The following is a 26,923-nucleotide window of genomic DNA, read 5'->3' on the forward strand; positions in this document are numbered from 1 at the left end:
GATCGCAAAAGTATCCGCCTATAGTCCTGATATCTCTCCCGTTTCAGGACTCTCTTCATGCAAAAACTTGTTCCACTGCTCCTTGCCAGCACGCTGGCTTTAACCTATAGCGCTCAGGCCGCTACTCCTGCCGATACGCTGGTGGTGGCTCTCTCACTTGACGGGATTATCAGCTTCGATCCTGCGGAAAGTTTTGAGACCGTCAGCACCAGCAGCCTGCGTAATGTTTACCAGACGCTGGTGGCCCCGGAGATCCACAACGAGCGCAACCTTACCCCAGCTCTCGCCAGCAAATGGCAGCCGGGCAGCACGGATCACAGCCTGCTGTTTACGTTAAAGCCCGGACAGAAGTTTGCCAGCGGTAACCCGGTCACCAGCGACGATGTGATCTACTCGCTGACGCGCGCGGTTAAGCTGAATAAAACTCCGGTATTTATTCTGGGCGAATTCGGCTGGACACCAGAAAATATTGATACGCAGTTCACGCGAAAAAGCGACTCGCAGTTTGAGCTGCGCTGGCAGTCAGCCATTGGCCAGGATCTGGCGCTGCGCCTGCTGACTTCTGCCGTGGCCTCAACGGTGGACAGCAAGCTGGTGCAGCAGCATGTCAGCCAGCAGGATTACGGCAATAACTGGCTACGTACCCATTCCGCAGGCAGCGGTGCCTATACCATCAGCAAATATGTGCCACAGCAGGCGCTGGTGCTGGAACAAAATCCTCATGCGCAGCCTGCCCCACACCTGAAGCGTGTGCTGCTAAAAAGCGTGGCCGATGCCGGATCACGCCGACTGCTGCTGGAAAAAGGCGATGCTGACGTAGCTTATGACCTGGGGGCAGACCAGTTCGCCACGCTGAAAAATCAGACCAATGTGCGCGTTGCCAGCTACCCTTCCAGCCTGATTTATTATCTGGCGTTCAACACCCAGGATAAGCAGCAGCCCGCGCTGGGTAATCCGGCACTGTGGCAGGCTGCCCGCTGGCTGGTAGATTACAGCAGCCTCTCCACGCAGCTGCTGAAGGGCCAGTATCAACCCCATCAGGCCTTCCTGCCTGCCGGTTTCGACGGTGCACTGACCAGTCAACCTTTCCATTACGACCTGGCGAAAGCCAAGGCCATTCTGGCAAAAGGCGGGATTAAGCCTGGTACTCGTTTCTCATTGACGATAATTAATCAGCCGCCGTACAGCGATGTGGCGCAGGCATTACAGGCCAGCTTTGCCAGGGCCGATATTCAGATAGATATTCAGCCGGTGGCTGAATCCGAGCTGTGGGGAAAAATGCGTGGACGTAATTTTCAGTCGATCTTTATTTACTGGGGCGCGGATTACGTTGATGCCAACAGCAATGCCAGCACCTTCGCCTATAACGTTGCAGGAGGGCCGAAAACGCTGGCCTGGCGTATTGGCTGGAATATTCCAGAGCTGAGTGCCAAAACCCGTGCGGCGGCGGCAGAAAGCGATGTCAAAAAACGTACCGCGCTGTATCAGGAGTTGCAAACCGATATCGAGCAGAACTCGCCGTACGTGGTGACGTTACAGGGGCAAAAACAGGTTGGCTTAGGTAAAAATATTGACGGGGATTATCAGGGGATTGGCAACAGTCTGCTCTATTTCGATCTGGTCAGTAAAAAATAGTGAACCTCAGCTACGGGCCGCGACCCGTAGCTGCAAAACAGGTCTCACTGAGACGCGTCTCAGGAGATGGCGGATTCTGACGAGTGCTTGTGCTTTTCTGCTTCGAAGTGAGTTTTAAACTGCTCGTAGATCGAGATCATATTGGCCGCATCGCCCTGTAACGGGCTTAATTTACCTGCGCGAACCAGTTCAATCACTAATTGTAAGGCAGCCTGTTTTGGGCTGTTGGACGGGTGTGCAATTTCATTCGACATATCAAATTCCGCTAAACCAGTGAGGTAAGGCACTTTAGCAAGTTTGAACGTCGGGCGACATCCTTTTTGCCCACAGACCGCACCGCCAAAAACCTGTACAATAAAAATTAATGTTGTACAAGTTTGTGCCCGACAGGTAGAGTAGCCCCCGTAACGAATTATGCATTTGCATGGCCTCGGGAAGTGTTGCTGGGTTTCCCACTTCCCGAGGCTCATTTTTTCCCCCTCCCCCCCACTACTCCATCCCCCGTTAATCAAAATGTGCCCGAGGCAAATTTTTGTGACTTACGACAAAGTAAAATTACAGAAATAGATTAAATTTTAATCACACCTATTGGTTCAAGGAGGAGGATATGAAACGTCAACCGGTTGCCTCATCTGCAATTCACTCTGTTGGCTACGATGCTGACAAACGGATACTTGAAGTGGAACTGCGCGGTAGCGGAACATCGACTTACCGTGATGTTCCACTTACTACCTGGCATTTTTTTATGGCAGCGCCGTCGAAAGGTCTGTTCTTTTATCAGCACATTAACCATCGGTTTTCACAGCATTAATCACTGTGCTTCAGGGCGGAAACACGTTTGTTTCCGCCTTTACTTCAGATCCAGTCAAATTAAGAGTATTCTCATAGAGAAGCGCCCCCATTAACACCGATATTGCCCCAGATTTATGACAAGTTACGGTCGTAATGTGATCGGGTCGTAGTGACCTGCGCTGAATGCAATAACAGCAAGGCTAATGGAGGGCACCCTATGTCGCAGTTTAGCGACAAAACAGACATCACCGCAGCTATTCCGCTCATTCTCCTGATGGCCGGTCTGAGCCTTTTTACGCCTTTTTCCACGGCAGAAAAAAGGGTTATTTCTTTATCCCAGGAGCAGGATGGCGGCGATGCAGGCCGTGCCTGTATCTATGTTCATCAAGGTAAAGCTGAGTTTCGCATCGTCAAACCCGGCGAATCCTGCGCCCCGGAAATTACTGTCAACATTCAGAAAAGTTAGTTAATGCTAATTTTTGCAGGTTAAACAGCAGACTTCAGCAGAGATATGATACCTTTATGGGAGTGAATACCTGCAGCTACTATGCAGCGTAGCCCTTTGGCAAAGGAATCAGTTGTTTGAAAACCCTGAATATTAAACTGTTAACGCTTATCGCCACCTACCTGGTCATTTTGTTACATACCGCGGCGATCCCGTTTAGCACCTTTCATAGTGCATGGTCGATAGCGGTCATGTATGACGCGTTGGGGCGAATTTCGTTTCCCTTATTTTTGCTGATCGCCGGTTACATCTCGCTGAATAAAAATGAATCACTGCTAAGTACATTGAAAACGCGCGTGCTGGATCTGCTGTTACCGCTGATCGCCTGGACTGTGATTTATTTTATTTACAACCGTATGGCTAACGGCAGTACCACCGCATTTAGTCTGCTCGATCTTCTCAGTACCCCGGCCTACGGGCATCTGTGGTTTATCTATACCCTGATCCTGCTGTTTCTGGTGACTCCGCTGCTCAATACCTTTATTCAGCACGGCAGCCAGCAGCGAATAAACTACATTCTTGCCGTCTGGTTCGCACTGGCTTCCGTATATATGCTGTTTGATAATTTCAAAGAGACCGTACTGGAAAATCACCCTGCACAGATCCCCAGTAATATTGATATGGTGGTCTACCTTTCAGGCTTTTATATTATTGGTGGAGTAGTTCGTCGATATAAGCTGTCGCCAAAAGTTACAATTGCGACAATTATATTTATCCTGAGCGCGGTATTAACCGCCGTGATGGGGTATTCACTGTCGATAAGTATTGGTGAACCAAACGAGATTTTCCTGTTCTATTCTGCGCCAACTATTGTGACTCTCGCGCTGGCCTGCTTCTTTATGCTGCTCAACGCCCCGCTGCAATTTTCACGGCGGGTGAATCTGATTATCCGCACCCTGGCCAGACTCAGTGTCGGGATATTCTTTGTGCATATGCTGGTGCTGGAAACGTTACTGCGGCTGTGGTCGGTGAGCTTTAATGATTACTATTCGGTACTGAGTATTCCTGGCGTCGCACTGGTCAGCTTTATGGTGTCAGCACTGCTGATCTATCTGATGGAACGCGTTCCCGGGCTTAAGCGCCTGACCTGATAGCGGTACAATGGCCGTTCAGTGAACTACTGAACGGCCGCTGACGTACGGCAACAAAAGCACCGTTTACAGACAGGGTATCAGAACCTTGCCTCCGCAAATTTGTGCGGTTGGTTGATCGCCCGACGGGCAATCCAATAGAGTAGAATACGCTCGTCATCCTGATCCTGGTCGGCCATCGCCAGCAGCTTTAAGCCCAGCGTGGATTTGTTAACCGGCTGCCCCGTAATACTCAGGTCAACCACTGCTTTCCCGATGATATTACACACTTCTTCTTCGCTTGAAACTGGTACCGCTTCTTCAGTGCTCATCTTGTCCTCCTCTTGGGTTAAAGATTAAGCATAGCAAAGCTGTGACAATAACAAGTCAGAGTCGGATCTATCTCATTACAGGCTGCGACTGGCCCAGGGTAACTGCGCCAGGGAATGACCACGATAGACCCACGCAGGCGGCAGATTCGCCAGCACGCGCGTACGGTTCCAGGCAAAATAACCGGACAGTAGCGGTTCGCAAAGGGAAGTGTACTGGAACTGAACGAATACACCGTCAGCACTCAGCTGTGAGGCTGCCTGTTGCAAAATACGGTGGCGCACTTCATGGGGCAGCGACAGCAGCGGCAGGCCAGAAAATATCGCATCAAACTCACCGCTCAGTGTCTCCGCTGATTCGCCACTCACCTGTAAACGCGTATCCTGAAGTGCCGCCAGCCGCGGGTGAAAACGCGGATTGGTTTCAAAGGTCAGCAGGCTGGCATCCGGGCGCATTCGGGTTAACAGATGTCGGGTTAATACGCCGTCCCCTGCTCCCAGCTCGGCAATACGCAGGCTGCGCTGCCAGTCCACAGCATCTGACATAGTTTTGCACAGTGCCTGTGATGAAGGGGCGATGGTGCCCGTCTTACGGGGGTCTGCAATAAACTCCTGAAGATACCCGGTTTTATTCTTGATATACGACAGTGCGGATAACAACATATTCCCCTCAGTTCAGCGCGGCAGTCTCCAGTAGGCCATATCTGGCTTAACAAGTTCTTAAAACCTTGGGGATTTGGTTAAAACCAGGATTAATCGCAAACTTTCCGGGAGGGAAGTGGCCAATTACCGGGAAAAGGGCATATTCTGAAAAACGGGCTGATTTTCCAGCCATCTCCGGACACGTTTCACAACCAGCATTACCCGCGATTGATAACGGAAAATTCTCACCCGCATTGCGCCGCTGCGCTAAAAGCGACTATGACATTATTATGACGGTAAAAAAGACCAGCTATAGCTGGATCTTTTTCCCGTCCAGAGGGGCTGGAGTCGCAATCGATCGGCTGTGAGATGGCCATATCACAACACCTTAAATCTTATTATCCTTCCCTGGCAGCACCTGCTGTCTCCATGCCCGAGGATAATAAAATGAAATATATTAAGTCAGTTTTTCTGCTGGTATTACTGGCAGGCAGCGCCAACACCTGGGCCGTCACCGGTGCAGGTGAGGCAGCGGGCAGTAGCGCGTCATCCATGTCAGACGGCACATCAGATGCAGTCGGCGTGGGCGTAGTCGCTGCTTTGCTGGGCGTTGCCCTTGCTACATACGGCGGCGGCGATGGTTCTAACACCGGGACAACGACCACAACAACATCTACCGTTTCCCGCTAGTTTTTATTTAGCACACAGCATTTAATGGCCCTGCGATTTCGCCGGGCCATTTCTGTATTGATTACTCCACTTCCGGCAACGCCAGCAGCACCTGCTCAACTTTTCTGCGCTCAGTACTATCCAGCCCCAATAGCGGACGTGGCAGTTCAGGCTGGCAAATCCCCAGAATATCCGCAGCTGCATACATCACGCGCAGGCTGCTCAGACTCTGGAATAACTGCCACAGCGGTTCCAGCTGCTGATTGAGTTCCGCAACCTTTTCGCTCTCGCCTGCCTGTGCTGCGCAGGTTAATGCCAGCGCCTGCCGGGGCAACAGTCCTCCCATAACGCTAAACCACAGGTCGCCTCCCGCCAGTAATGCTCCGGCTGCATGCCAGTCGCCGCTATAGCCAACGGCAAAACCGGCGGGAAATAACGAACGCAGCCCGGCCACATCACCCTGATTCAGATCCGCCTGGCCGGGCTGTTTCAGCGCCCTGATCTGTGGCAGTGTTGCCAGCCGTGTTAACAGCGCAGGGGTGAAGGTAAAGTGAGTCGTGCCGGGATTATTGTAGATACAGACAGGCAGGCTGCTGCTTTGTGCGACAGCGGCATAATGCTGGAATACTTCTTCTTCACGTAACGGCGTGTAGGATACTGGCGCAAGTAAAATACCTCGTGCTCCGGCGCGTTCTGCATCTTCAGCCAGCCTGCAGGCATCATCAGTGCGCAGTGCTCCGGCGCTGGCGATTAGCGGAATATCTGCGCCAAGACAGTCAGCTGCGGCTTCAATGGCGCGCTGCTTCTGTTCGCGGCTCAGATAAGCATACAGCCCGGTACTGCCAAGTAGCCCCACCGAGTCCACGCCTGCCTGTTTCAGTCTGAGCAACACCTTTTCCAGGGCAGGGATATCAACCACACCGGCCGCATTTGTCGGCGTTATGGGGAAAGCAGAGAGTCCGTTAAACTGCATGACAAAAACTCCTGATATAACAGAAAAAGCGCGGCAACGATTTGTAATAAAAACAAAACTGACCAGCACAAGGGGATTACACTCCCGGGGAGTTGTCGCCTATACTCTATTTCAGCTTCAGTCCCTTTTCGGTCAAAGGAGTGAGTCATGTTAATCGGCTTCGTATTACTCGTCAGTGCCTGTGGATATGATGCTTGTGACGCGCTTCCGGTTTCCGAGCATATCTATCCCACCCGAAGCGCCTGTGAACAGATGGCTGAACGTATTCTTAAACGTCGTCCAAACGTCGTACTGCTCTGCGGCGAGGTTTATCGTTAGCTCTCTTCGGTCGATGCCGCGTCATCTACATATCGTGTGACCGCCAGCAGGCGGTTAACGTGTGTCAGCAGCAGATCAACATCGGTTTGTAGAAAACCGTCGCCGCTGCGTGACGCCGTCAGTACTGCATTGTTAATATTTTCCGAGATGGAGGATGACCCTTCTTTACCTGCGGTCAACAGCAGCGCGGCAATCAGCAGTGACTGCGCTTCCACCTGGGCTGTCAGCTCTTTCGTATCAACATCCATTTTGGCGAGCTTCATTAAAATATCGATGACCAGTTGCTTCATGTCGCTATTATCCATCCGTATCAGATTATCCGTATGAAATTACCACTGTCCCTAATCCGGGTAAACAGTGCAGGCGGGGTGATAAAGCAATTTATCGCGATTTCCAGACAATCTCTCAGAACGCACTTTCGCCTTCGTCTGATAGCGCAAACTGAACTCAGCTGCCAGACTTCTCCGAAACCCATGAGGAGAACCTAATGTTCCGTTTTATTTGCTCTCTGTTTTCCAGCCCGGAATCCCTGTTGCAGGTGATGAGCCAGCGCGATATCGCCGAATCTATTGAAGAGGGAGAACGTATTCTGATTGATGAAGATGGCTGTGCGATGGTGAATTTTTCCAGTTACGAGGTGCACGAAGACTTTGCCCGCCACGTTAATGAACTGAAGGGGGCGTAAAATGGGAACGGCGATATTTATGGTGCTGATGGTGTGCGGCTATTGGTACACCAGCCGCGACCTCTCTACCCGGTTTAAAATCAAACGCTCATTCGGCTGGGATGTTTACTTCCTGGTTGCGCTATATGGCTGCATCTTTGTACTTCAGGGGGTGCTGGCTACCGGGCTGATCTGGCTGCTGCTGCTGGCTATTTCAGCAACGTTTAATGCGATCCCATCGCTGGCTGACGGCCTGCATCATCAGTGGCAGATCGAGTTTATGACCTGGAGCTTTTTAGGCATTCAGGCACCGGTAGTGATCATGCTGACCTTTGCGGTGGCCTTCTGCCTGTATCGCTCAAGCTGGTCAGGCAGCGCCCGGCTGGACAGCAGCGGCAGAAAAAAACTGTATAAGAAGCTCTCCAAATCAAATGGCGTCGAAGGACTGCTGTTTCAGTGTATGGAGGAGGGAGAGCTGGCATGGATCACGCTTAAATCGCGCCGCATCTATATCGGCATGATCCACGCCGCTTCGTATGACAATGTCGCTACCGCAAACGTGGTGCTGATCCCGATGTTGAGCGGCTACCGCGACGGCAAAAGTCTTAACTTATGCATTGAGCATAACTACAGCCGCTGGTACGCCGAGCATGGCATCACGCTGGACTCAGAACCGAAATCAGCGATGGCATTCCGTAAGGTGATTATGCTTGAACAGATTGAGAGCCTGTCGCTGTTTGATGCAGCCAGCGCCAGCGCACTGGCGCGCTAGCCTTAAAATAACAGTGAAATCAGCCAGAACCCGGCGAAAGTCATCAGCAGTGATCCAATAACATGCACGGTGACCGAGACCATAGCCCAGAGATAGTTTCCCGCCTGTAGCAGCGTAACGACCTCCAGCGAAAAGGTGGAGAAAGTGGTCATTCCGCCGCACAGCCCGGTGGTGATCAGCAGCTTCCAGGCGGGGTCGATCCCCGGGTGGCGCACAAACCACGCTACCGTTGCGCCAATAATAAAACCGCCCACCAGATTAACCAGCAGCGTACCGGGTGGCAGATTGGGAAACAGAGAGTTCAGACGTACGGCCAGCAGCCAGCGGATCACACAGCCCGCGCAGCCGCCAATCATGACAGCCAGTAATGGTTTCAACATAAAATCCTCAGGATGGAGAGGAAGGCACCAGCAGGCGGATGACAAATAGCCTGACAGACCGACCTCTGGTTTAACAGAGTCAGGGTTATCAGGCGTCATCAGCCCTTTATATTCAGGGCGGTTGGGAAAGGTGGAACACCATCACCTTGTGGTGTTTAAGATAATCAGCGCCCGGAGGTTTTGCAAGGGGCAGTGCAGACCCGCAAGCGCACCTGAATTCAACAATTTGTTGATTACTAAACTCCTCGTTGATATTCTGCCCTCTTATTTTCTTACCCGCGTAGAGACCTCATGTCTGCTCATACCCCGGCTATTACTCGCGAACGTGCTCTGATTCTGCAAACGCTACGCGCTGCCGTCACGGCGCTCGGCTCCGTGGTCGGTCGCAATACTGAAATCGTCCTCCATGACCTGGATCATCCGGAAAAATCGGTGCTGGCGATTGCTAACGGCCATGTTACCGGCCGCAAACCGGGCAGCCCGGTGCTGGCGGTGCCCGTTGAAGATCAGGGACTGAAGACGTTACTCAATGATGATGCCCGCACGGGCGATAATACGCCGACGGTGATCCCCGACTACCCTACCCGGGGTAAAAACGGTCAGACGCTCCGCAGCGCCACCGCACTCTATCGCGACAGCAACGGCCAGCCGTTTGCCGCGCTCTGTATCAATACCGATAACAGCGAACTGCTGGCGGCGCAGCGCTGCCTTAACAGCCTGCTTAACGGCGCGGACAGCACACAGCAACCGGCGGAGGAGAGCGCGGATATGGAGCAGCTGATGACCGATATCATTGCTGATTCACTAAATGAAATGAACGGCGATGCGCGCCTTTCGCGTAAACAGGCCAAGCTGGCGGCGGTACGGAAAATGCAGGATCGCGGCATGTTTATTGTTAAAGGCGGTATTGAGAAAGCGGCGGCGGCGCTCGGCGTCACCCGCTACACCATCTACAACTATCTGGATGAACTCCGCGATGAGCGGTCTGGGAACGCATCATGAGTCTGCATATTACTACCCCGCTTCTCTCCTCTCGTCCGCTGAGTCTGCTGGCCGGGCGCGAAGTACTGCTGAAAATGGAGGCGTTACAGCCGCCGGGATCATTTAAGATCCGCGGAATCGGGCTGGCCTGCGAAACTTACCAGCGCCAGGGGGCGCAGCGCTTTGTCTCCTCGTCGGGGGGAAATGCCGGGCTGGCCGTGGCCTGGGCCGGGCGTCATCTCGGCGTTGCCGTCACCGTAGTGGTGCCGGAAACCACTTCCCTGCGTGCGCAGGAGCTGCTGCGCCAGGAGCAGGCGGAGGTGATCGTTTACGGCAGTTCCTGGCAGGAGGCCAATCAATATGCCAGTTCGCTGCTCGGTGCACGGGATGCATTTCTCCACCCCTTCGACGATCCGCTGCTGTGGCAGGGGCATGCAAGCATGATTGATGAAGTGGCACAAAGCGGTATCAAACCGGATGCCGTGGTGCTGTCGGTAGGGGGCGGCGGCCTGCTGGCTGGAGTGGTCGCCGGGCTACAGCGTAACGGCTGGCGGGATGTTCCGGTGCTGGCAGTTGAAACCACAGGCGCAGCATCGTTCCACGCGGCACAGGCTGCCGGACACAGCGTTGAACTGGCTGAAATCAACAGCATCGCCTCTTCTTTGGGAGCCAAGCGGGTATGCGACCAGGCGTTACGCTGCGCCAGTGAGCACCCGATAGAGAGCCTGCTGGTTTCCGACCTGGCAGCCGTCAGCGCCTGCGAACGCTTTCTTGACGATCACCGAGTACTGGTAGAACCCGCCTGTGGAGCGAGCCTCGCGCTGGTCTATGAAGCACATCCGCAGATCGCCGCCTATCAAAAACTGCTGGTAATCGTCTGCGGCGGAGCCACCAGCAGCGTTGAGCAGCTGCAAAAAACAGCCGCTGCTTTACGTGGCTAATGTCACTGCGGAAACTCCCCTTGCGGCCAGTGATGCTAAAAGGGGAAGTTATTCAGCCTGTTCAGCAGTTTTTTATCTCGCGCTTTTAGTCCATTCTGGTTGTCACTTTCCCTTTCAGAGATGATCCGATGACCAGAAACCTCAGTAAAGATACCCAGGTCTGCATGTCACTGGCAGCACGACCGGGCAATTTTGGCACCCGTTTCCACAACTATCTGTATAACGCCCTCGATCTGGATTACCTCTACAAAGCCTTTACCACCAGCGATCTCACCGCTGCTATTGGCGGTGTACGGGCGCTGGGTATTCGCGGCTGCGCCATTTCAATGCCGTTTAAAGAGGCCTGTATTCCCCTGCTGGATGAGCTGGACGCCTCAGCTAAGGCCATCAATTCGGTGAATACCATCGTTAACACCAATGGCTACCTGAAAGCCTACAACACCGACTATATCGCCATCGTCAGCCTGCTGAAGCAGTATCAGGTGCCGGCCGGGCTGACTTTCGCCCTGCGCGGCAGCGGCGGCATGGCAAAAGCGGTCGCCTGCGCGTTAAAAGATAGCGGCTTTCATCAGGGTTTCATTATTGCGCGGAATGAGGAGCGTGGCCGCGAGCTGGCCGGGTTATATGGTTTTGAATGGCGTGCCGATCTCAATGGAATTCAGCCCGGACTGCTGATCAACGCCACACCAACCGGCATGGCAGGCGGTGCTGATGCCGACGAGCTGTCATTCGATAAAGCAGCCATTGATGCCGCCAGCGTGGTCTTTGAAGTAGTGGCATTGCCCGAGCTGACGCCGCTGGTGAAATATGCCCGCAGCCAGCAGAAAACAACGATTACCGGTTCAGAGGTGTTCGCCATCCAGGCGGTGGAGCAGTTCGCCCTGTATACCGGCGTGCGTCCGGATGACGCGCTGTTCCGGCAGGCCGCAGAGTATGCCCGTCAGTCATAACACCTGCTGCGGGCACCCCGCTCAACCGTGATTTTTCCGGTACTGTAGCGGGGTTTCCCCCATGCCTTTCCTAAACGTGCTGATAAAGTAGGTCACTTCAGCAAACCCCACCATCAGTGCAATCTGCTGAATGGAATGCGAGGTTTGCATCAGTAGTTCACAGGATTTACGCAGCCGAAAGGTAGTCAGGTAATCATGGATCATCTCCCCGGTTTCGACCTGAAAGCGTCGGGATACGTAGCTTTTTGAGCGTTCCAGCGCAGCCGCCAGCCGTGCAAGGCTGAATTTTTCCATGTAGTGATCCTCAATCCAGAACAGCACCAGCGTAGAGAGCCGGGAGGTATCTGCGGACACTGCGGGCGGGTTCTCCGGCAGCATGCCGAACAGCGAAAGCAGCAGACAGGCAACATGTTCAGCACTCAATGCCCCTCCGGCTGCGCGTGCGGCATAGCTGGAAAACAGATGATCAATATGCTGATGAATATTAGCCGCATCAAGCACCACGGCATCGCTGCCACGCTGTGAAAGCTGCTGTAGCTGATGCTGGTTTTGCGGGAACTCTTTCAGGATATTCAGCACTGCGTGGTGGTCAACATGAATAATGGTTCGCCGGTAACAGTCGCGTGCCCCCTCCTCCACCATAATTTTATGAATGGTAAAAGGTGGAAAGATAAACAGTCTGCCGGGGCGCATGGTGTACTGCTTGTTGCCCACCATCACCACGCCATACCCCTCCTCCACATACAGCACCTCAAGACACTGATGCCAGTGGTGATAGCGCACCGGATTAGCAAACAGTCGGCTAAACGACACGATACTGTCTTTTAGGGCAATCAGTTCCAGACGTTCATCTTCCACCATAGTGCAACCGTTTTAAATTTTAGGACGCTAAACACTAAGACTAAACCACCGTTTTAAATTTCAAAAATTCCCGATAATAAATAAATAGCAGATGTGACCGACATAACATTTCGGGCAACCGTCGATTCATTATTCTCTTGATGGAAAAGAGCGGATTACCGCAGAAAACGGGTAATAAAACACAGCAGAGTGAAAAATAAATCTGTTGTCCTGAAATACAGGAGTCAGTGAAGTATGTCAGACCACATCTTTAAAGAGACATTAACGCCCGCCCCCACCGGGGGAATCGATCGAGTAGCGTTTTATCAACAAATGCAGACGGCGAAAGAGCAGACGCTGACTCTGCTGAAACAGCGACTGACGCAGTTTGGTGAACGTTTTCCGGCTGAAAACTGTGTTAATGGCCGCTACCCGTTAACGGATAACGTGGAGTGGACCACCGGCTTCTGGACAGGACAGCTGTGGCTGGCATGGGAACTAAGCGGGGATAAAGCCTTTCTTCGGAGGGCGGAGCAACATGTTCGCTCCTTCGGTCAGCGCATTGCCAGCCGCCATGATACCAACACGCATGATCTGGGTTTTCTCTACACGCTATCCTGCGTCCCCGCCTGGCGGCTGACGGGCAACCGCGAAGCCCGTGGTTTCTCGCTGCTGGCAGCAGAAGCGCTGATGGAGCGCTTCCACCCCACTGCGCAGATTATCCAGGCTTGGGGCAACCTGAACGATCCGCAGGAAGCAGGACGGATGATTATTGACTGCAATATGAATCTGCCGCTGCTTTACTGGGCCAGCGAGCAGACCGGCGATCGCCGCTTTGCAGATGCCGCCCGCGCCCATATCCGCCAGGCTGCACGTTACCTGGTACGTTCCGATACCTCCACCTGGCACACCTACTATATGGATGTGGTTAGCGGTGCACCGCGTTACGGCAATACCCAGCAAGGCTATGCCGACGACTCCTGCTGGTCACGCGGCCAGGCGTGGGGAATTTATGGGTTTATGTTGAGCTACCGCTATACCGGCGACAAAAGCCTGCCTGAGCTGTCAAAACGCCTCGCCAATTACTTCCTCAATCGCCTGCCTGACGATGCCGTCTGCCACTGGGATCTGGCACTGCTGGGGAGTGATGCACTGCGTGACTCCTCGTCCGCTGCCATTGCGGTATGCGGGCTGCTGGAGCTGGTGAAGCAGCTGCCGGTGACCGACCCTGAACGCGAACAGTATCAGCAGTGGGCGATAGCTATTATGTCCTCACTGACCCGCAACTATCTGGTGAACAAAGATGACAACTGCGATGGCCTGTTGAAACACTCCGTCTATCACTTTGACAGCAATAAAGGTGTGGATGAGTGCTGCCTGTGGGGTGACTATTTCTATATGGAGGCGCTGGTGCGTATGACGCAGTGCTGGGAGCTTTACTGGTAAAAAGAACGATATTGCCCGGTTTTCCCTGGCAATATCACTATTAATAAAAAACCTCTGACCGGATAATAAAAAAATGAATAAAGATCACACATTGCTGTGGCTGGGTGCCGCTTGCGTATTATACTCCTCTACGGCTATATCGGCCGGAGGTTATATTGAAGCCCGCGAAGCTTATAATACAGCTTCAGATAAACATGAATTAGCCCTGCGCGCAGGATATGGTTTTGAAAATGGCGCAGGAATTATGTATACCAATGCTTACAGCACTCAACGCTGGGATGAATTTAAAACCAGCTATAACGAAATGGAAGGCTGGTATCCAATATATAAACCATCACCTGAACTTACGCTACAGCTAGGTGGAATCATTAACTCCAGCAAGGATGGTTCGGGTGGCGCCGCCTATGGTGACGTTAACTATAAATTCACACCTGATTTTAACGTCACCGCGCGCTACCGTTATAATCATAAAAACCATGACACCATTAACCTGTTGGGAGATAACGATAAAAATGATGTTCATCAGTTTATTATGTACTGGAACTACCGCATCAATGAAAGCTGGTCTTACACTTTTGAACCGGATTATTATATTGTCGTCAATGATTACCACCAAAAAAATGGCCGCGATAACAGCTGGGAATTAAACAACAAGCTGACCTGGAACTACACCCCACACTGGAAACCTTATATTGAGCTTTCATGGTTAGACCGCTGGATTGATTACAGTAAAGAACAGTATCGCATTCGCCTTGGTGTTCGCTACTACTTCTAGAAAAAATATAAATCATCAGGAATATTATCTGCCAGTTAATTAAACATCAAAAAAATCTTATTTATTTAAACCAGCGGTGTGACTTAGGTAACACTCTGAATTTATCACAAGCTGTTATGATCTTTTTCATAAGCCAGCTCAGGAGATAATAATGTCAGATCCAAAAAACCCATTGATAACTGAATCGGTTATCGGAGAATGCTGCGCTGATTTTACCGTGGATTATTGTCTATTAGTCCAGGATAAATTTTATGTTGCCTATTATAACCACGATCATTGTCTGACGGTTGCCAGCCGCTTACCGCAGGAGGAGTGCTGGCAGATTAGCCATCCTTTGGGAGAATGGCTGCCTGAAGTTCAGCGTTTTATGCATCAGACCGAATACGACAGCCACAACTATCTGACACTGGCTATCGACAGCCTGGGCTATATTCACCTCTCCGGGAATATGCATAAAGATAAGCTGGTCTATTTCCGCTCTGCCGGACCAGGTGATATCCATCATCTGGTGCAGCAGCCCATGACCGGACTGCGTGAAGAGAGCACCACTTATCCACTCTTTTTTACGGATGCCCGGGGTGAACTCCTGTTTCGTTATCGTGATGGTGAAAGCGGTAATGGCGACGATATTTACAACCGCTGGAATAGTCAGAGCCAGCGCTGGCAGCGTCTGTTAGAGCAGCCGCTGTTAAGCGGACACGGCCTGCGCAATGCCTATGCCCGCCTGCCCGTCGCTGGTCCCGATGGAATGTGGCATATGATCTGGATGTGGCGCGAAACTCCGCACTGTGAAACCAATCACTCATTATCTTATGCCCGCAGTGCCGATCTGCTGAACTGGACGCGCCACGACGGTCAGCCGCTGACGCTGCCAATCACGCTGGAGAGCGGCGACCTGATTGATGGCGCGCTTCCTGGAGAAGGGCTGATCAATATGAGCCAAAATCTCGGCTTCGACAGTAAAGGCAACCCGGTTGTGACTTACCACCGCTACGATGCGGCAGGCAATTCGCAGGCGTGGATCGCACGCGTTGAAGCAGGACGCTGGCATACCCGGCCCCTGAGTCAGTGGCATTTCCGCTGGGACTTTCGCGGCATGGGTTCTATCCCCGCAGATGTCATCATTTCTGCACCCTTTATATCAGAGGGCGATCTGTCAGTCAGTTTCACTCTGGCGGATGGCCGCTCTGGCCGCTGGCGCATTGCCGAGGATGACCTGCGGGTGATCGCCACAGAGAACGCCCACGTTCAGGCACTCTCCGCCGACTACTATCGCTGCCACCAGCATCTTCATCCACAGGCGGAAGTACAGCTAATTCCGGAGCTATATCGTCAGCCTCCGGCCCATTTCCTGCGCTGGGAAGCCTTGCCCATTCAGCGCGACACCGCCTCCGGGCTGGCGCTCAAGGCCGGTACGCTCTCGGTATTAAGCATTGACCAACATAATAATAAGGAATAAATCATGGTTACCTCCGTGGCTCACCGTTCCGCTTATATGCGGATCAGTACCTGTCTGTTCCTGTACTATTTTGCCTGGTCAATCAGCTGGTCTTTCCTTGCGATCTGGCTTGGCGATGTGGTTGGGTTCAGCAGTACGCAAATAGGCTATACCCTGTCAATCAATGCGCTGTTTGCCCTGGCAATTAAACCGATTTTTGGCTTTGTGATGGACAGGCTCGGCTTAAATAAAGGCCTGCTAATCGCCGTTGCCATCGCATCCATTTTCGCCGCTCCGTTCTTTATCTATCTTTATCAAAACCTGCTGCACAGTCACCGGCTACTGGGGATGGTGCTGGGCGGATTTTATCTTGGCACCGCCTACCTTTCCGGAGTGCTGGTATTTGAATCTTATGCCGATCGCTACAGCCGGGCCTGGGGATTTGAGTTTGGCCGGGTGCGGATGTGGGGCTCGCTGGGATGGGCAATGGCGTCCATCTTCGCCGGACAGCTGTTCAATCTCGATCCCCATTACAACTTCGCGATTACCTCCTGCGTGTCGCTGTTAGTGCTTATGATGCTGATGACGCTGAAAACCCGGGGTGAGGGCATTAACTGGCAGGCGGTTAACGAAGCCCGCAAAGATAAAGTGAGCGGCGGCGATGTGAAAGCACTGTTTCGTCATGGTCGTTTCTGGATACTGATGCTGTTTTATGGCGGCATAATCTGGATGATGCAGAGCGCCGAACAGCAATTCCCGCGCTATTTTGTCAGCTTCTTTGGCGACCATAAGTCGGGTAATGCGCTGCTGGGCTATATGGGATTTGTACAGTCAGCCTGTGAATTCCTGCTGATGTTTACCGTTCCCTGGCTGATTAACCGGGTTGGTGCGCGGAACGGTCTGCTGCTGGCGGGGTTTGTTATTGGTCTGCGACTGATCCTCTCCGGTTTCGCCACTGAACCCTGGATGATCGTTATTCTAAAACCATTTTATGGCCTTGAGATGTCACTGCTGCTGGTATCGATCTTCAAATTTCTCGCCAGCCATTTTGATAAGCGGCTGACCGGTACTATTTATATGGTATTGGGCTGCTTTAACTATCTTGGCATTACCGCTATCAACCCGATTGCCGGACACTTCTACGATCGGTACGGCTTTGCCAGCACCTATATCGTAATGGGAGCCATCGCCTGGCTGATTACCCTTGCTGGCTGCCGCTTCCTTGGCAGGCCGTTTAGCACCGGGCGAGCTGAGTCACACATCAGGCTAACGCAGTAATTTCCGGCTGGATGGCTTCTCCGCAAGGTTTACTTTAACATTAGCCTTCCAGCCGGATGAGTAACGGCACATCAGTATGGGGTAAACAATGGCAGTTACCGTGGTTCGCGGCAATATCTTCAACAGCAGGTGCACAACGCTGGTGAATACCGTTAATTGCAGCGGCTTTATGGGCCGCGGTATTGCGCTGGAGTTCCGCCTGCGTTACCCCGAAATGTTTGAGAAATATGCCCGAATCTGTACCAGCGGTCAGCTGAAACCCGGCCTGCTTTGGGTGTATCAGGCGGCTGACAGAACCGTACTGAATTTCCCCACTAAGGATGACTGGAGAGCGCCCTCAGAGATGCGCTTTATTCAGTCAGGACTGGAAAAATTTAGTGAGAAATACCAGGAGAAGGGGATCACATCGATCGCCTTTCCCCTGCTGGGTACCAGCAACGGCGGGCTGAATGAAGAGGATGTTCTGAAGTTGATGATCCAGTCGCTCTCCGGACTCAATATTGACGTCGAGATCTATCACTACCAGCCCGATGCCTCTGACGATCTATATCAGCGCTTTGAGGGAATGATTCTCGATCATTCCGCGACCGAGATCGCCACGTTAACCGGGGTCAGATCGCATATTATCAGCACGATACAAAGCGCGGTTAAATTACAACCTTACCATCAGATTAATCAGCTGATGTCGATTAAGGGCGTTGGTGAACAGACTCTGATTAAGCTGTTCGACTTTATGCGTCAGCAGCAAAGTATCGGACAGCTTACCCTGCACGATTAATGCAGGGTAAAGAAGCGCTGCGGGCTGACACTCAGTGTGATATGGCCAGGCAAGGTAATACTCTCCTGCGCGCAGTGCGCCAGAAAGCGCGATTTTGACCTTACCGAAGAAAAATGAAATGTATCAATAAATAGCGGATCAACCCGTTCAGGTATCAGCATTTCACTCATCATCAGCTGTTTTATCTTCTCATTTTCAGCCCACTCCTCGCTGAACACCGCCTCCCATTCCCACTGCGCTGCCTCAGCAATCGCACTGGTAAACGTCGCCGATCTTGCAGCAGCATTGTGATAGCTAAACAGGCTCTCCGGTAATAAACAGAGGGTGCGCCGCATCTCAACGATAGCAATCTGATCGGGGTGCTCTTTTTGAACCCGATAGAGCATGGCATTTTTTATATTGAAATAAAAAGGCACATAATGATGGATCGATTTCCTGAACACGGTTTCAATTTTACGCGATCGTGACTGGTTAATGTTCCGGTCGGAGATGTCGGTATATTCTGCAACTGCGCGATGCGATAGCAGTCCACGCGTCAGGATCCCAGCCAGGTTAGATTGATGGGTCATATGAAATACTTTGCTAAAGCGCAGCCGGCCTAAGTGCTGCTCTTTCATCAGGATCACCGCCGCCAGCCAGTCATCAAGTGGCACTTGATCAATGGTGCGCGGAGAAAAAGCAGTCTCAATCTGTTCAAAAACCGATGCAGGCAGGCCGGTGATCTTTTCTCGATCTTTATGCTGCGGCGTCAGGCCAATGTTCTTACAGGCACGCGTCAGACACTGCTGCATGCTGATATCGTTAACCAGCAAATCATCTTGGTTCTCTTTGACGGGTGTTGCCGCCGCATAAGTATCAAAATGTTCTTCAAACCGCTTCAGGTTATCTGCGCGAATATCGGTCTGCTGCTGCTGAAATTCTTTAATTAACTCGACCATTGTCTTACGCCCCGTGGATTCTGGCGATAAACGGAGTGTATTTTCAGCGGCAGTGGGAAGGGTAGCAACCGGGCGGGGCTTATTTATCGATGCCAGATCTGGCGCAGATTTTTTTTTCGAGTTATCGATAAATTTTCCAATAACCGCCAGCGCAATAATGGCAATCAAAAACCACATGAATCCATCCACCCAAATATAAGATTTTTCTTACTATACAGCAGAGGTGGAGGAAAATGTACGGAAAATCAGCATCCAACGGCGGCTTACAGATTCAGACTCTGGCTGAGAATGCCAATCATAGTGGTGACATTGACCCTCTGTTTTTGCTGCCGCTCCTGATCGTACATTTCCATCTGCCCGACGGGATCTTCGTGCGGCACAACAATGATAAAGCGCCCTCCCTGACGATCCGCATTGCGTTTAGAGGCGCCGATGCGCATTTCTGAGCAATCGTTCACAATACTCAGTTGTGGAAAGGCCTCTCTCAGCATGCGACCAATCCCAAGCGCATGTGCTCTGGCTTCCCAGGTACGTGAGATTATCACTACGTCGGTCATGCGCGCCTTCAGCCTGTTTTTGTTGGTGAGCTGCTGAAGACGCATTAATGGCTCAAGCATAAATGCAAATCCACAGGCGTATATCTTCCTGCCAAGCAGAGCGCTGGCACTGTGATCATAACGGCCACCACGGCATAGCAGAGTTCCCTCCTCCAGTTTATCGCTGTGCCACTCAAAAAAAGTATGACAGTAGGCATTCGCCGGGTAGAACGTCTTCACGACCGCAAACGGAATACCGGCACGGGTCAGCCCATTGAGTAACGACTCAAAGCGCTGGCGTGAGGATGCCGATACAAAAGTTTCAAGTTCAGGTGCTTTACTCCGCAAGGTGGCAAGCAGGATATCCGTTGATTGCAAAAGTTTTTCTGGCTTATCTGCCAGCCAGTCAATCCACTGCTCTTTGAGAAAGGGAATAAAGGGCTGGTAATACTCGCGCAGGGCCTGACGGAAGGTAAAAAACTCCTGAGCAGTGCCCGGAGTATTTATCTTCAACTCAATATGGCTTTCCAGCCGCAGAGATTTAAAGAAGTCATACTGTAAAATAAAATGTTCCAGCTCAATATCCACATGCGGATAACCGAAAGCCTCAATACCCAGCTGCTGATACTGTTCAATATGATTATGTTCATCTTTCGGTTCGCGGAACATCGCCCCCAGATACCACAGCTTACTGGTTGATTGCAGATCCCGGTGTTGGCCGATAGCACGCAGGCAACCCAGAGTTCCTTCACGCCGTAACAGCGTTGGGTGATCAATGGAAATCAGGCTCTCTCCGGCATCATCATGAGCAAAATCAGGTATCTGCCTTAACGACTCTCCCCAACGCTCCAGCAAGGGCAGCCTGATTTCATGATAGCAATAGCGCTGCAACAGCTGTGACGCCTGATTTTCCAGCCATACCCAATCCATCACCTGATTATGGTAGTACTTCCTTGGCCTGCCAGGCAGTCGCGGCCTGACACGACGATGCAGTGAGAACTCAATCTGCTGGCAGAAACCCGGTGTACCCAGCACACAATTCTGGCTGAGACAGCGGGTAATTTTTTGCAGGATCGCCGGGCTGAGGGCCGCCTGAATAAAACGGCGATACTGTAATGCTTGTTCAGCAGCATTTTTCCCTAACTTCAGATACTCATCATGGGCAGTGATCCTGACTAATTTTTCCTCACCGATATTATGACGATAGCTACTCCTTATAGGTAAATCATGCTTATCTGTCATACCGGTATCGATATATTGCTGGACAAGTAAAAAATATGCGCCGGGTTCAATCAGACAATTATTGTAGCGCCCCTCCCAAAGCGCACCGCTCCGGCTATATTTTTTATTAAAATAAAATATATAGCTACGGCCAATGTGCTGCACCAGGCGACTGAGATCATCTTTAGATTGCGGCGTTAATAACAGTAAAAACTCTGTTGAATGAAGGGAATAAGCATGTAACTCGCATGAATAAAGCGCCATTGCCTTATCAAGGCAATTAAGGAAAACATCATAATCCTCGTTATCCACAAAGAGAGAGTCATGATTATTCCCTTTGATTTGTATAACCTGCGGTAAACCCTGAATATAAATTCGCTCTTTTCTAGACATTGCGCCCTGATATTTAAAAAATATAATCACATGTGTATTATCGCCCAATGCAACGTATTGGATATTTTACCCATAAAAGAATGCATTAAACATGCCGGAGTTGTCAACTGTGGGAGTAAAACTTAACCTTCAATAAACAATATTGGGTTATTTTTAAATGAAAACACACAAACAAGCATGTTATTTACACACAACCACTAAAGCATAAAGCACAAAAAAAGGGGGACGGAGTGATTAATTAATATTTTAATCAAAAATCGCCCTATTTTTAGCCAATAAAAGACACAACGTGCTCTTTCCCTCATCCATTATCTAAAAAAACCTATCCCGTATTATTAAAATCACAGCCATATCGGTGATACCACATGGACATCACTTTTTTATGGCAACTACAACAGGACATTTAATATGGGAACCATAAGTGCAGGCAAAGCTCACAAAATGGGGGTTGTGGCACTTACGCTTGTTACCGCATCAAATATGATGGGTTCAGGTGTATTTATGTTACCAACTAACCTTGCCGGAGTGGGTTATATCTCTCTCTGGGGATGGCTGTTCACTATTATTGGCGTAATCGCATTAGCACTGGTGTTTTCAAAAACCAGCCTGGTGACCCCGCGCAGCGGTGGGATCGTCGCCTATGCCAGCGATGCCTTTGGCCCTTTTATCGGCTTCCAGACTACGATGTGTTACTGGATAAGCGCCTGGATTGGTAACGTAGCGCTGCTGGTGGCTGGGGTCGGCTATCTTAGCTACTTCTTCCCGCAGTTAAAAAACCCGGCTATCGGTAGCGTTGTGGCAATTGTCATTCTGTGGGCATTTATCGTGCTGGCAAGCTTCGGCGCACGCGTAGCCGGGCGGGCGCAGTCCTTTACTGCCAGCTGTATGCTGGTGGTGGTACTGGGTATCGGCGTGGTGGGCTGGTTCTGGTTTGACCCGACCATGTTTTCTCAGGTGTATAACGGTACCGGCAAAAGCGATTCCTCGGCGATTATTGCCGCTGCATCAATTGCTCTCTGGGGCTTCCTTGGCGTCGAGTCCGCAGTGGTCTCCAGTGGTCAGGTGGAGAATCCGGAATCTACCGTTCCTAAAGCCACGGTATTTGGGCTGTTAATCGCCTCTGTCTGCTATGTCGGCAGCTGTACGGTAATTATGGGTCTGGTACCTCATGCAGAACTGGTTAAGTCAGCCGCGCCATTTGCCGATGCCGCCCGCTACATGTTTGGTAATACCGCAGGGAACATCGCCTCAGCCTTGAGTATTATTGCCTGTTTCGGCTCTATCTCCGGCTGGTTAATCCTGCAATCTGAGGGGCCTCGTGCAGGTGCAAAACAGGGCCTGTTCCCTAAATTCTTCTCTGACGCCAATAAAAACGACGTCCCCATGAAAAGCCTGATATTTACTGGCGTCTTGATGACACTGGTATTATTGATGACCGCTTCACCGGATCTGGCAAAACAGTTCCAGACAGTTATTCTGATGTCAGTTTTTGCCTCACTGCTTCCTTATATTTACGCGCTTATTTCACTGCCAATTATTATGGTATCCAAAAAACTCAACCGTGGACGCAGCTTTATTTTTTACAGCTTCATGGTGGTTATTGGCATGATTTACAGCCTCTTCGCCATGCTTGGCTCCGGTACAGAATCAATGTTCTGGGGCGTAGTGATGATCATAGTTACTATTCCATTATTTAGTTTCGTGGCAGCCGGTCGCAGTAAAAAGGGTGTAGACATCCTTTATCTGGATAAAAAATAACAGTACTAATTAATTCGTTAACCGCAAAAAGGAGTACAAAATGACTTTATCTATTCAAGATCAAAACAAACTGGACGCCTTCTGGTCTCACTGTGTTAAAAACCAATATTTCAATATTGGTTATCCTGAATCGGCGGATTTCGATTATACCAATCTTGAGCGTTTTATGCGCTTTTCAATTAACAACTGCGGGGACTGGAGTGAATATTGTAACTACCTTCTGAACTCTTTCGAATTTGAAAAAGAAGTAATGGAGTATTTCGCTAATCTTTTCAAAATCCCATTCGAACAGAGCTGGGGATATGTCACCAACGGCGGCACTGAGGGTAATATGTTTGGTTGTTACCTTGGCCGGGAAATTTTCCCTGACGGTACTCTCTACTATTCGAAAGATACCCACTATTCCGTCGCTAAGATCGTAAAACTGTTGCGTATTAAATCACGGGTGGTTGAATCACTGCCTAATGGTGAAGTGGACTATGATGATTTAATTAATAAGATTGCGCGGGATAATGAAAAACATCCGATTATTTTCGCCAACATCGGCACAACCGTACGCGGGGCTATCGATGATATCAAACTGATCCAGCAGCGCCTGAAAGATGCCGGTTTTAAACGCGAAGATTACTATCTGCACGCCGATGCTGCGCTGAGTGGGATGATCCTGCCGTTTGTTGATGATCCACAGCCATTCACTTTCGCTGATGGTATCGACTCTATTGGGGTTTCCGGCCATAAAATGATTGGCTCACCGATCCCCTGTGGCATTGTTGTGGCGAAAAAATCCAATGTTGATCGTATCACCGTCGAAATTGACTATATCTCCGGCCATGATAAAACAATTACCGGTTCGCGTAACGGCCATACGCCGATGATGATGTGGGAAGCTATCCGCAGCCACAGTCAGGCTGACTGGAAACGCCGTATTGAACATAGTCTGAATATGGCTCAGTACGCTGTCCGCCGTTTGCAGGAGGCAGGTATTAATGCCTGGTGCAATAAAAACTCTATCACCGTGGTCTTCCCTTGCCCATCTGAAGCGGTGTGGAAAAAACACTGCCTGGCGACCTCAGGCGATGTGGCACATCTCATCGCCACGGCTCACCATCTCGATACCAGTAAAATCGACGTCCTGATCGACGATGTGATAGCCGACCGCTCCACCAGAGCGGCTTAAACACTTCTGACTTCCTGACGTTGCCGGATTTGTCTCAGACAGACCGGCAACTCAGTAAGCAGCGAGTTTACTGATTCAGAGTATAAGGATTTACCATGAGCAAAATTCAGTCAATCCGGGGAATGCGCAGCATCCTGCCGGAAGAGACGCCAGTTTGGCAGTGGCTGGAAAGTAAGGTGCGATCGATTGCCTGGCGCTATGGCTATCAGGAAGTGCGTCTGCCGATTCTTGAACCCGTCTCGCTGTTTGAACGCGCGGTGGGTGAATCAACGGATATTGTGTCGAAAGAGATGTATAACTTCCTGGATAAAAGCGGGGAGCACATCACTCTCAGACCGGAGGGAACCAGCGGCTGTGTGCGCGCGGTAGTCGAAAATAATATGTGTTATAACACCACACAGCGGCTGTGGTATCAGGGGCCGATGTTCCGCTATGAGCGCCCGCAGAAAGGTCGTTTGCGTCAGTTTACCCAGTTTGGTGTCGAAACCTTTGGTATGCCAGGTGCCGATATTGATGCTGAACTGATCTATATGGCCTGGGATATTTTCAAGGCGCTAAAAGTGGACCGTTTTATCCGTCTCGAAATCAATTCCCTGGGTACCCTGCCCGAACGTAAAGAGCATCGGCAGCAGCTGGTCAGCTGGTTTAATCAGCATCATGCCTTGCTGGATGAAGACAGTCTGCGTCGGCTTGAAACCAACCCTCTGCGTATTCTCGACAGTAAAAATCCGCAAATGCAGGAGATGATCGAAGGCGCGCCACGGCTGCTGGATTTTCTTGGCGATGAATCCCGCGAGCATTTTAACGCGCTGCGCACGCTGTTAGATAACGCGGGGATCAGTTACGTGATTAATCCACGGCTGGTCAGGGGCCTGGACTACTACACGCGCACGGTTTTCGAATGGATTACTGATGAGCTTGGCGCGCAGGGAACCGTCTGCGGCGGCGGTCGCTACGATGGCCTGGTTGAGCTGTTCAGCGATAAACAACTACCGGCATCGGGTTTTGCTATCGGCATTGAGCGGCTGCTGCTGCTGCTGCAAACCACCGGAGGTGACAACCATATTCACAACAATCCTGATATTGTCGTTACCTATGAAGATCCGCAGCAGAATATTGATGCACTGCTGCTGGCTCACACCCTGCGCCAGCATCTGCCTGCACAGAAAATATTCAGTGATTTCAGCGGATCGCGGCTTAAACGTCAGCACAGTAACGCCCTGAAAAGTGGCTGTCGGTTTATTGTCACGCTTAACGGCGATCGGCGCATCGGCCTGTGGGATCTGGCTGGTAATCGCCATGAAACCCTGAGACTGGAGGAGGTGTGGAAGACCATCAGCGCCGCCAGCAAACTGGCTGGCCGCTAAACAGATCGGCTGTTAAATCCCCGGTATACGCAATGTCATCGCATATTATCGGGGATCTCTCGATTAACGCTTATCCACCCTCTCTGCGGTATGGCTTAAAGCTTAAGCACGTACGGTATCATCACCCCAGGCCACCCACTTATAGGTAGTAAGAGCTTCAAGGCCCATCGGCCCGCGTGCGTGCAGCTTCTGGGTACTGACCGCTACCTCTGCGCCAAGACCAAACTGGCCACCGTCGGTAAAACGGGTGCTGGCGTTCACATACACCGCAGATGAATCCACTTCATTGATGAAGCGGTCTGCATGCTGAATGGTACGCGTCAGAATAGCATCGGAGTGCTGCGTACCGTACTCACGAATATGGGCAATTCCCTCATCCAGCGAGTCCACCAGCTTCACGTTCAGATCCAGCGCCAGCCACTCATCACGATACTGCTCTTCAGTAACGGCGCTGACGCTGGCCGGGCCATTCTGCAACAGCGGCAATGAACGCGGATCGGCATGCAGGGTGATACCTTCCTGCGCCATACGGGCGCTGAGAGCGGGCAGGAAAGAGTCAGCGATTGAGGCATCGATCAGCAGGGTTTCCAGCGAATTACAGGCGCTTGGGCGCTGCTTCTTGGCATTGACGATCACCTTCAGCGCCGCGTCCTGTTCAATGCTGCGATCGACATAAATATGGCAAACACCGATGCCGCCGGTGATCACCGGAATGGTGGAGTGCTCACGGCACAGCTTGTGCAGTCCGGCACCGCCGCGTGGGATCAGCATATCAACATAGCGATCGAGCTTCAGCAGCTGGTTCACCAGCTCACGATCCGGGCTTTCAATGGCCTGTACCGCTCCGGCTGGCAGGCCGTGCTGCTTCAGTGCATCCTGAATGACCCGCACGGTGGCAGCATTGGTGCGATATGTCTCTTTGCCACCGCGCAGGATCACCGCATTGCCGGTTTTCAGACACAGGCTGGCAACGTCTACGGTGACGTTCGGGCGCGCTTCATAAATTACCCCCACCACACCGAGCGGTACGCGGCGGCGTTCAATGCGCAGTCCGCTATCCAGTTTGCCACCGTCGATCACTACGCCTACCGGGTCGGCCAGACGGCAGACCTGACGAACATCATCCGCAATCCCTTTCAGGCGCGACTGATCCAGCATCAGGCGATCCAGCAGCGCCGCGCTCATACCGTTCTGGCGCGCATCCGCCAGGTCGAGTTCGTTGGCTGCCAGGATGGACGCGCTCTGCGCTTCCAGATGGTCCGCGATAGTCAGCAGTACCTGATTTTTCTGTGCGGTAGAGAGTACCGACAGCTGATACGAGGCGGCCTTGGCGGCTTTACCCATTTGTTCAAGCATG

The 26,923-nt window shown here is 51.4% G+C and carries 29 protein-coding genes and 1 riboswitch; of the genes, 19 read left to right on the forward strand and 10 right to left on the reverse strand.

The window, feature by feature from the left end; translation table 11 throughout:
• Positions 1-57: 57 nt before the first annotated feature.
• Positions 58-1,635 carry an ABC transporter substrate-binding protein gene (locus tag GN242_RS16565; RefSeq protein ID WP_156287853.1) on the forward strand — a complete coding sequence of 526 codons (1,578 nt, stop codon included), beginning with the start codon at positions 58-60 and terminating at the stop codon, positions 1,633-1,635.
• Positions 1,636-1,694: 59 nt separating this feature from the next.
• On the opposite strand, the gene GN242_RS16570 is transcribed toward GN242_RS16565, so the two are convergent.
• The gene (locus GN242_RS16570) at positions 1,695-1,889 is read right to left on the reverse strand and encodes a hypothetical protein (protein WP_154752444.1); all 195 of its coding nucleotides are present in this window, start codon (positions 1,887-1,889) and stop codon (positions 1,695-1,697) included.
• A gap of 353 nt (positions 1,890-2,242) precedes the next feature.
• On the opposite strand from GN242_RS16570, the gene GN242_RS16575 reads away from it, so the two are divergent.
• The 3 genes from GN242_RS16575 to GN242_RS16585 all read left to right on the forward strand — a co-directional run bounded on the left by GN242_RS16575 (position 2,243) and on the right by GN242_RS16585 (position 4,023).
• On the forward strand, positions 2,243-2,446 hold the full coding sequence (locus GN242_RS16575; RefSeq protein ID WP_154752445.1) for a KTSC domain-containing protein: 204 nt from the start codon (positions 2,243-2,245) through the stop codon (positions 2,444-2,446).
• A 198-nt stretch (positions 2,447-2,644) separates the two neighbouring features.
• Positions 2,645-2,893, forward strand: a complete 249-nt coding sequence (locus GN242_RS16580; protein ID WP_154752446.1) for a hypothetical protein — start codon at positions 2,645-2,647, stop codon at positions 2,891-2,893.
• A gap of 116 nt (positions 2,894-3,009) precedes the next feature.
• The gene (locus GN242_RS16585) at positions 3,010-4,023 is read left to right on the forward strand and encodes an acyltransferase (RefSeq protein WP_154752447.1); all 1,014 of its coding nucleotides are present in this window, start codon (positions 3,010-3,012) and stop codon (positions 4,021-4,023) included.
• 80 nt (positions 4,024-4,103) lie between these two features.
• Here GN242_RS16585 and GN242_RS16590 read toward each other — a convergent pair whose 3' ends face one another.
• The gene (locus GN242_RS16590; RefSeq protein WP_154752448.1) at positions 4,104-4,334 is read right to left on the reverse strand and encodes a hypothetical protein; all 231 of its coding nucleotides are present in this window, start codon (positions 4,332-4,334) and stop codon (positions 4,104-4,106) included.
• A 75-nt stretch (positions 4,335-4,409) separates the two neighbouring features.
• A complete protein-coding gene (locus GN242_RS16595) occupies positions 4,410-4,994 on the reverse strand; it encodes a class I SAM-dependent methyltransferase (protein ID WP_197094740.1) in 585 nt (194 codons plus the stop codon).
• Positions 4,995-5,420: 426 nt separating this feature from the next.
• Here GN242_RS16595 and yjbE point away from each other — a divergent pair, with 426 nt between their 5' ends.
• A complete protein-coding gene (yjbE, locus tag GN242_RS16600) occupies positions 5,421-5,663 on the forward strand; it encodes an exopolysaccharide production protein YjbE (RefSeq protein WP_154752449.1) in 243 nt (80 codons plus the stop codon).
• A gap of 61 nt (positions 5,664-5,724) precedes the next feature.
• On the opposite strand, the gene GN242_RS16605 is transcribed toward yjbE, so the two are convergent.
• Positions 5,725-6,615, reverse strand: coding sequence for a dihydrodipicolinate synthase family protein (locus GN242_RS16605; RefSeq protein WP_156287854.1), 891 nt, complete (start codon positions 6,613-6,615; stop codon positions 5,725-5,727).
• Positions 6,616-6,762: 147 nt separating this feature from the next.
• Here GN242_RS16605 and GN242_RS21670 point away from each other — a divergent pair, with 147 nt between their 5' ends.
• Positions 6,763-6,933, forward strand: a complete 171-nt coding sequence (locus tag GN242_RS21670) for a hypothetical protein (RefSeq protein WP_195918350.1) — start codon at positions 6,763-6,765, stop codon at positions 6,931-6,933.
• Here GN242_RS21670 and iraP read toward each other — a convergent pair.
• Complete coding sequence (iraP, locus tag GN242_RS16610; RefSeq protein ID WP_154752451.1) at positions 6,930-7,223, reverse strand: anti-adapter protein IraP; 294 nt, start codon at positions 7,221-7,223, stop codon at positions 6,930-6,932. The genes GN242_RS21670 and iraP overlap by 4 nt on opposite strands.
• Before the next feature lie 197 nt (positions 7,224-7,420).
• Here iraP and GN242_RS16615 point away from each other — a divergent pair, with 197 nt between their 5' ends.
• Entirely contained in the window at positions 7,421-7,618 is a 198-nt protein-coding gene (locus GN242_RS16615; RefSeq protein WP_154752452.1) for a hypothetical protein, read from the forward strand.
• Between the two features lies 1 nt (position 7,619).
• On the forward strand, positions 7,620-8,369 hold the full coding sequence (locus GN242_RS16620; protein WP_154752453.1) for a hypothetical protein: 750 nt from the start codon (positions 7,620-7,622) through the stop codon (positions 8,367-8,369).
• Positions 8,370-8,371: 2 nt separating this feature from the next.
• Here the strand turns inward: GN242_RS16620 and crcB are convergent, their stop codons facing one another.
• Positions 8,372-8,749 carry a fluoride efflux transporter CrcB gene (crcB, locus tag GN242_RS16625; RefSeq protein ID WP_156287855.1) on the reverse strand — a complete coding sequence of 126 codons (378 nt, stop codon included), beginning with the start codon at positions 8,747-8,749 and terminating at the stop codon, positions 8,372-8,374.
• Between the two features lie 82 nt (positions 8,750-8,831).
• Positions 8,832-8,904, reverse strand: a riboswitch (Fluoride riboswitch).
• 136 nt (positions 8,905-9,040) lie between these two features.
• Here crcB and GN242_RS16630 point away from each other — a divergent pair.
• The 3 genes from GN242_RS16630 (at position 9,041) to GN242_RS16640 (ending at position 11,621) form a co-directional block, all read left to right on the forward strand.
• The gene (locus GN242_RS16630) at positions 9,041-9,751 is read left to right on the forward strand and encodes a helix-turn-helix transcriptional regulator (RefSeq protein ID WP_156287856.1); all 711 of its coding nucleotides are present in this window, start codon (positions 9,041-9,043) and stop codon (positions 9,749-9,751) included.
• Positions 9,748-10,671, forward strand: coding sequence for a pyridoxal-phosphate dependent enzyme (locus tag GN242_RS16635; RefSeq protein WP_156287857.1), 924 nt, complete (start codon positions 9,748-9,750; stop codon positions 10,669-10,671). The genes GN242_RS16630 and GN242_RS16635 overlap by 4 nt, the downstream gene beginning before the upstream one ends.
• Before the next feature lie 128 nt (positions 10,672-10,799).
• A complete protein-coding gene (locus tag GN242_RS16640; RefSeq protein ID WP_154752457.1) occupies positions 10,800-11,621 on the forward strand; it encodes a shikimate 5-dehydrogenase in 822 nt (273 codons plus the stop codon).
• Positions 11,622-11,642: 21 nt separating this feature from the next.
• On the opposite strand, the gene GN242_RS16645 is transcribed toward GN242_RS16640, so the two are convergent.
• Entirely contained in the window at positions 11,643-12,482 is an 840-nt protein-coding gene (locus tag GN242_RS16645) for a helix-turn-helix transcriptional regulator (protein WP_154752458.1), read from the reverse strand.
• A 234-nt stretch (positions 12,483-12,716) separates the two neighbouring features.
• Here GN242_RS16645 and GN242_RS16650 point away from each other — a divergent pair, with 234 nt between their 5' ends.
• The 5 genes from GN242_RS16650 to GN242_RS16670 all read left to right on the forward strand — a co-directional run bounded on the left by GN242_RS16650 (position 12,717) and on the right by GN242_RS16670 (position 18,176).
• Entirely contained in the window at positions 12,717-13,907 is a 1,191-nt protein-coding gene (locus tag GN242_RS16650) for a glycoside hydrolase family 88 protein (RefSeq protein ID WP_154752459.1), read from the forward strand.
• A gap of 73 nt (positions 13,908-13,980) precedes the next feature.
• Complete coding sequence (locus GN242_RS16655; RefSeq protein ID WP_156287858.1) at positions 13,981-14,682, forward strand: oligogalacturonate-specific porin KdgM family protein; 702 nt, start codon at positions 13,981-13,983, stop codon at positions 14,680-14,682.
• Between the two features lie 151 nt (positions 14,683-14,833).
• Positions 14,834-16,141 (forward strand): BNR repeat-containing protein, encoded by a 1,308-nt coding sequence (locus GN242_RS16660; RefSeq protein ID WP_156287859.1) that lies wholly within the window; start codon positions 14,834-14,836, stop codon positions 16,139-16,141.
• A 3-nt stretch (positions 16,142-16,144) separates the two neighbouring features.
• On the forward strand, positions 16,145-17,398 hold the full coding sequence (locus GN242_RS16665; RefSeq protein WP_156287860.1) for an oligosaccharide MFS transporter: 1,254 nt from the start codon (positions 16,145-16,147) through the stop codon (positions 17,396-17,398).
• An 88-nt stretch (positions 17,399-17,486) separates the two neighbouring features.
• Positions 17,487-18,176 carry a macro domain-containing protein gene (locus GN242_RS16670; RefSeq protein ID WP_154752463.1) on the forward strand — a complete coding sequence of 230 codons (690 nt, stop codon included), beginning with the start codon at positions 17,487-17,489 and terminating at the stop codon, positions 18,174-18,176.
• On the opposite strand, the gene GN242_RS16675 is transcribed toward GN242_RS16670, so the two are convergent.
• Both GN242_RS16675 and GN242_RS16680 read right to left on the reverse strand, forming a co-directional pair.
• Positions 18,173-19,291 carry a DarT ssDNA thymidine ADP-ribosyltransferase family protein gene (locus tag GN242_RS16675; RefSeq protein ID WP_156287861.1) on the reverse strand — a complete coding sequence of 373 codons (1,119 nt, stop codon included), beginning with the start codon at positions 19,289-19,291 and terminating at the stop codon, positions 18,173-18,175. The genes GN242_RS16670 and GN242_RS16675 overlap by 4 nt on opposite strands.
• Before the next feature lie 86 nt (positions 19,292-19,377).
• A complete protein-coding gene (locus GN242_RS16680; protein ID WP_309547408.1) occupies positions 19,378-20,892 on the reverse strand; it encodes an ATP phosphoribosyltransferase regulatory subunit in 1,515 nt (504 codons plus the stop codon).
• A 780-nt stretch (positions 20,893-21,672) separates the two neighbouring features.
• Between GN242_RS16680 and hdcC the strand changes: the two genes are divergently transcribed.
• From hdcC to hisS, 3 genes are all read left to right on the forward strand, one after another.
• Positions 21,673-23,022 (forward strand): histidine-histamine antiporter, encoded by a 1,350-nt coding sequence (gene hdcC / locus GN242_RS16685; protein ID WP_154752466.1) that lies wholly within the window; start codon positions 21,673-21,675, stop codon positions 23,020-23,022.
• Positions 23,023-23,062: 40 nt separating this feature from the next.
• Positions 23,063-24,199, forward strand: a complete 1,137-nt coding sequence (locus tag GN242_RS16690; RefSeq protein WP_154752467.1) for a histidine decarboxylase — start codon at positions 23,063-23,065, stop codon at positions 24,197-24,199.
• Positions 24,200-24,294: 95 nt separating this feature from the next.
• The gene (gene hisS / locus GN242_RS16695; protein WP_154752468.1) at positions 24,295-25,566 is read left to right on the forward strand and encodes a histidine--tRNA ligase; all 1,272 of its coding nucleotides are present in this window, start codon (positions 24,295-24,297) and stop codon (positions 25,564-25,566) included.
• 102 nt (positions 25,567-25,668) lie between these two features.
• Here hisS and proA read toward each other — a convergent pair whose 3' ends face one another.
• Entirely contained in the window at positions 25,669-26,922 is a 1,254-nt protein-coding gene (proA, locus tag GN242_RS16700; protein WP_154752469.1) for a glutamate-5-semialdehyde dehydrogenase, read from the reverse strand.
• Position 26,923 lies beyond the last annotated feature (1 nt).

Source organism: Erwinia sorbitola, assembly GCF_009738185.1.
GTDB classification, from domain to species: Bacteria; Pseudomonadota; Gammaproteobacteria; order Enterobacterales; family Enterobacteriaceae; genus Erwinia; species Erwinia sorbitola.

Excerpts from the sequence above, each read along its gene's own strand:
- GN242_RS16565 (WP_156287853.1), top strand. The coding sequence starts at position 58 with ATGCAAAAACTTGTTCCACTGCTCCTTGCCAGCACGCTGGCTTTAACC.
- GN242_RS16570 (WP_154752444.1), bottom strand. The coding sequence starts at position 1,889 with ATGTCGAATGAAATTGCACACCCGTCCAACAGCCCAAAACAGGCTGCC.
- GN242_RS16575 (WP_154752445.1), top strand. The coding sequence starts at position 2,243 with ATGAAACGTCAACCGGTTGCCTCATCTGCAATTCACTCTGTTGGCTAC.
- GN242_RS16580 (WP_154752446.1), top strand. The coding sequence starts at position 2,645 with ATGTCGCAGTTTAGCGACAAAACAGACATCACCGCAGCTATTCCGCTC.
- GN242_RS16590 (WP_154752448.1), bottom strand. The coding sequence starts at position 4,334 with ATGAGCACTGAAGAAGCGGTACCAGTTTCAAGCGAAGAAGAAGTGTGT.
- GN242_RS16595 (WP_197094740.1), bottom strand. The coding sequence starts at position 4,994 with ATGTTGTTATCCGCACTGTCGTATATCAAGAATAAAACCGGGTATCTT.
- yjbE (WP_154752449.1), top strand. The coding sequence starts at position 5,421 with ATGAAATATATTAAGTCAGTTTTTCTGCTGGTATTACTGGCAGGCAGC.
- GN242_RS16605 (WP_156287854.1), bottom strand. The coding sequence starts at position 6,615 with ATGCAGTTTAACGGACTCTCTGCTTTCCCCATAACGCCGACAAATGCG.
- GN242_RS21670 (WP_195918350.1), top strand. The coding sequence starts at position 6,763 with ATGTTAATCGGCTTCGTATTACTCGTCAGTGCCTGTGGATATGATGCT.
- iraP (WP_154752451.1), bottom strand. The coding sequence starts at position 7,223 with ATGAAGCAACTGGTCATCGATATTTTAATGAAGCTCGCCAAAATGGAT.
- GN242_RS16615 (WP_154752452.1), top strand. The coding sequence starts at position 7,421 with ATGTTCCGTTTTATTTGCTCTCTGTTTTCCAGCCCGGAATCCCTGTTG.
- GN242_RS16620 (WP_154752453.1), top strand. The coding sequence starts at position 7,620 with ATGGGAACGGCGATATTTATGGTGCTGATGGTGTGCGGCTATTGGTAC.
- crcB (WP_156287855.1), bottom strand. The coding sequence starts at position 8,749 with ATGTTGAAACCATTACTGGCTGTCATGATTGGCGGCTGCGCGGGCTGT.
- GN242_RS16630 (WP_156287856.1), top strand. The coding sequence starts at position 9,041 with ATGTCTGCTCATACCCCGGCTATTACTCGCGAACGTGCTCTGATTCTG.
- GN242_RS16635 (WP_156287857.1), top strand. The coding sequence starts at position 9,748 with ATGAGTCTGCATATTACTACCCCGCTTCTCTCCTCTCGTCCGCTGAGT.
- GN242_RS16640 (WP_154752457.1), top strand. The coding sequence starts at position 10,800 with ATGACCAGAAACCTCAGTAAAGATACCCAGGTCTGCATGTCACTGGCA.
- GN242_RS16645 (WP_154752458.1), bottom strand. The coding sequence starts at position 12,482 with ATGGTGGAAGATGAACGTCTGGAACTGATTGCCCTAAAAGACAGTATC.
- GN242_RS16650 (WP_154752459.1), top strand. The coding sequence starts at position 12,717 with ATGTCAGACCACATCTTTAAAGAGACATTAACGCCCGCCCCCACCGGG.
- GN242_RS16655 (WP_156287858.1), top strand. The coding sequence starts at position 13,981 with ATGAATAAAGATCACACATTGCTGTGGCTGGGTGCCGCTTGCGTATTA.
- GN242_RS16660 (WP_156287859.1), top strand. The coding sequence starts at position 14,834 with ATGTCAGATCCAAAAAACCCATTGATAACTGAATCGGTTATCGGAGAA.
- GN242_RS16665 (WP_156287860.1), top strand. The coding sequence starts at position 16,145 with ATGGTTACCTCCGTGGCTCACCGTTCCGCTTATATGCGGATCAGTACC.
- GN242_RS16670 (WP_154752463.1), top strand. The coding sequence starts at position 17,487 with ATGGCAGTTACCGTGGTTCGCGGCAATATCTTCAACAGCAGGTGCACA.
- GN242_RS16675 (WP_156287861.1), bottom strand. The coding sequence starts at position 19,291 with ATGTGGTTTTTGATTGCCATTATTGCGCTGGCGGTTATTGGAAAATTT.
- GN242_RS16680 (WP_309547408.1), bottom strand. The coding sequence starts at position 20,892 with ATGACAGATAAGCATGATTTACCTATAAGGAGTAGCTATCGTCATAAT.
- hdcC (WP_154752466.1), top strand. The coding sequence starts at position 21,673 with ATGGGAACCATAAGTGCAGGCAAAGCTCACAAAATGGGGGTTGTGGCA.
- GN242_RS16690 (WP_154752467.1), top strand. The coding sequence starts at position 23,063 with ATGACTTTATCTATTCAAGATCAAAACAAACTGGACGCCTTCTGGTCT.
- hisS (WP_154752468.1), top strand. The coding sequence starts at position 24,295 with ATGAGCAAAATTCAGTCAATCCGGGGAATGCGCAGCATCCTGCCGGAA.
- proA (WP_154752469.1), bottom strand. The coding sequence starts at position 26,922 with ATGCTTGAACAAATGGGTAAAGCCGCCAAGGCCGCCTCGTATCAGCTG.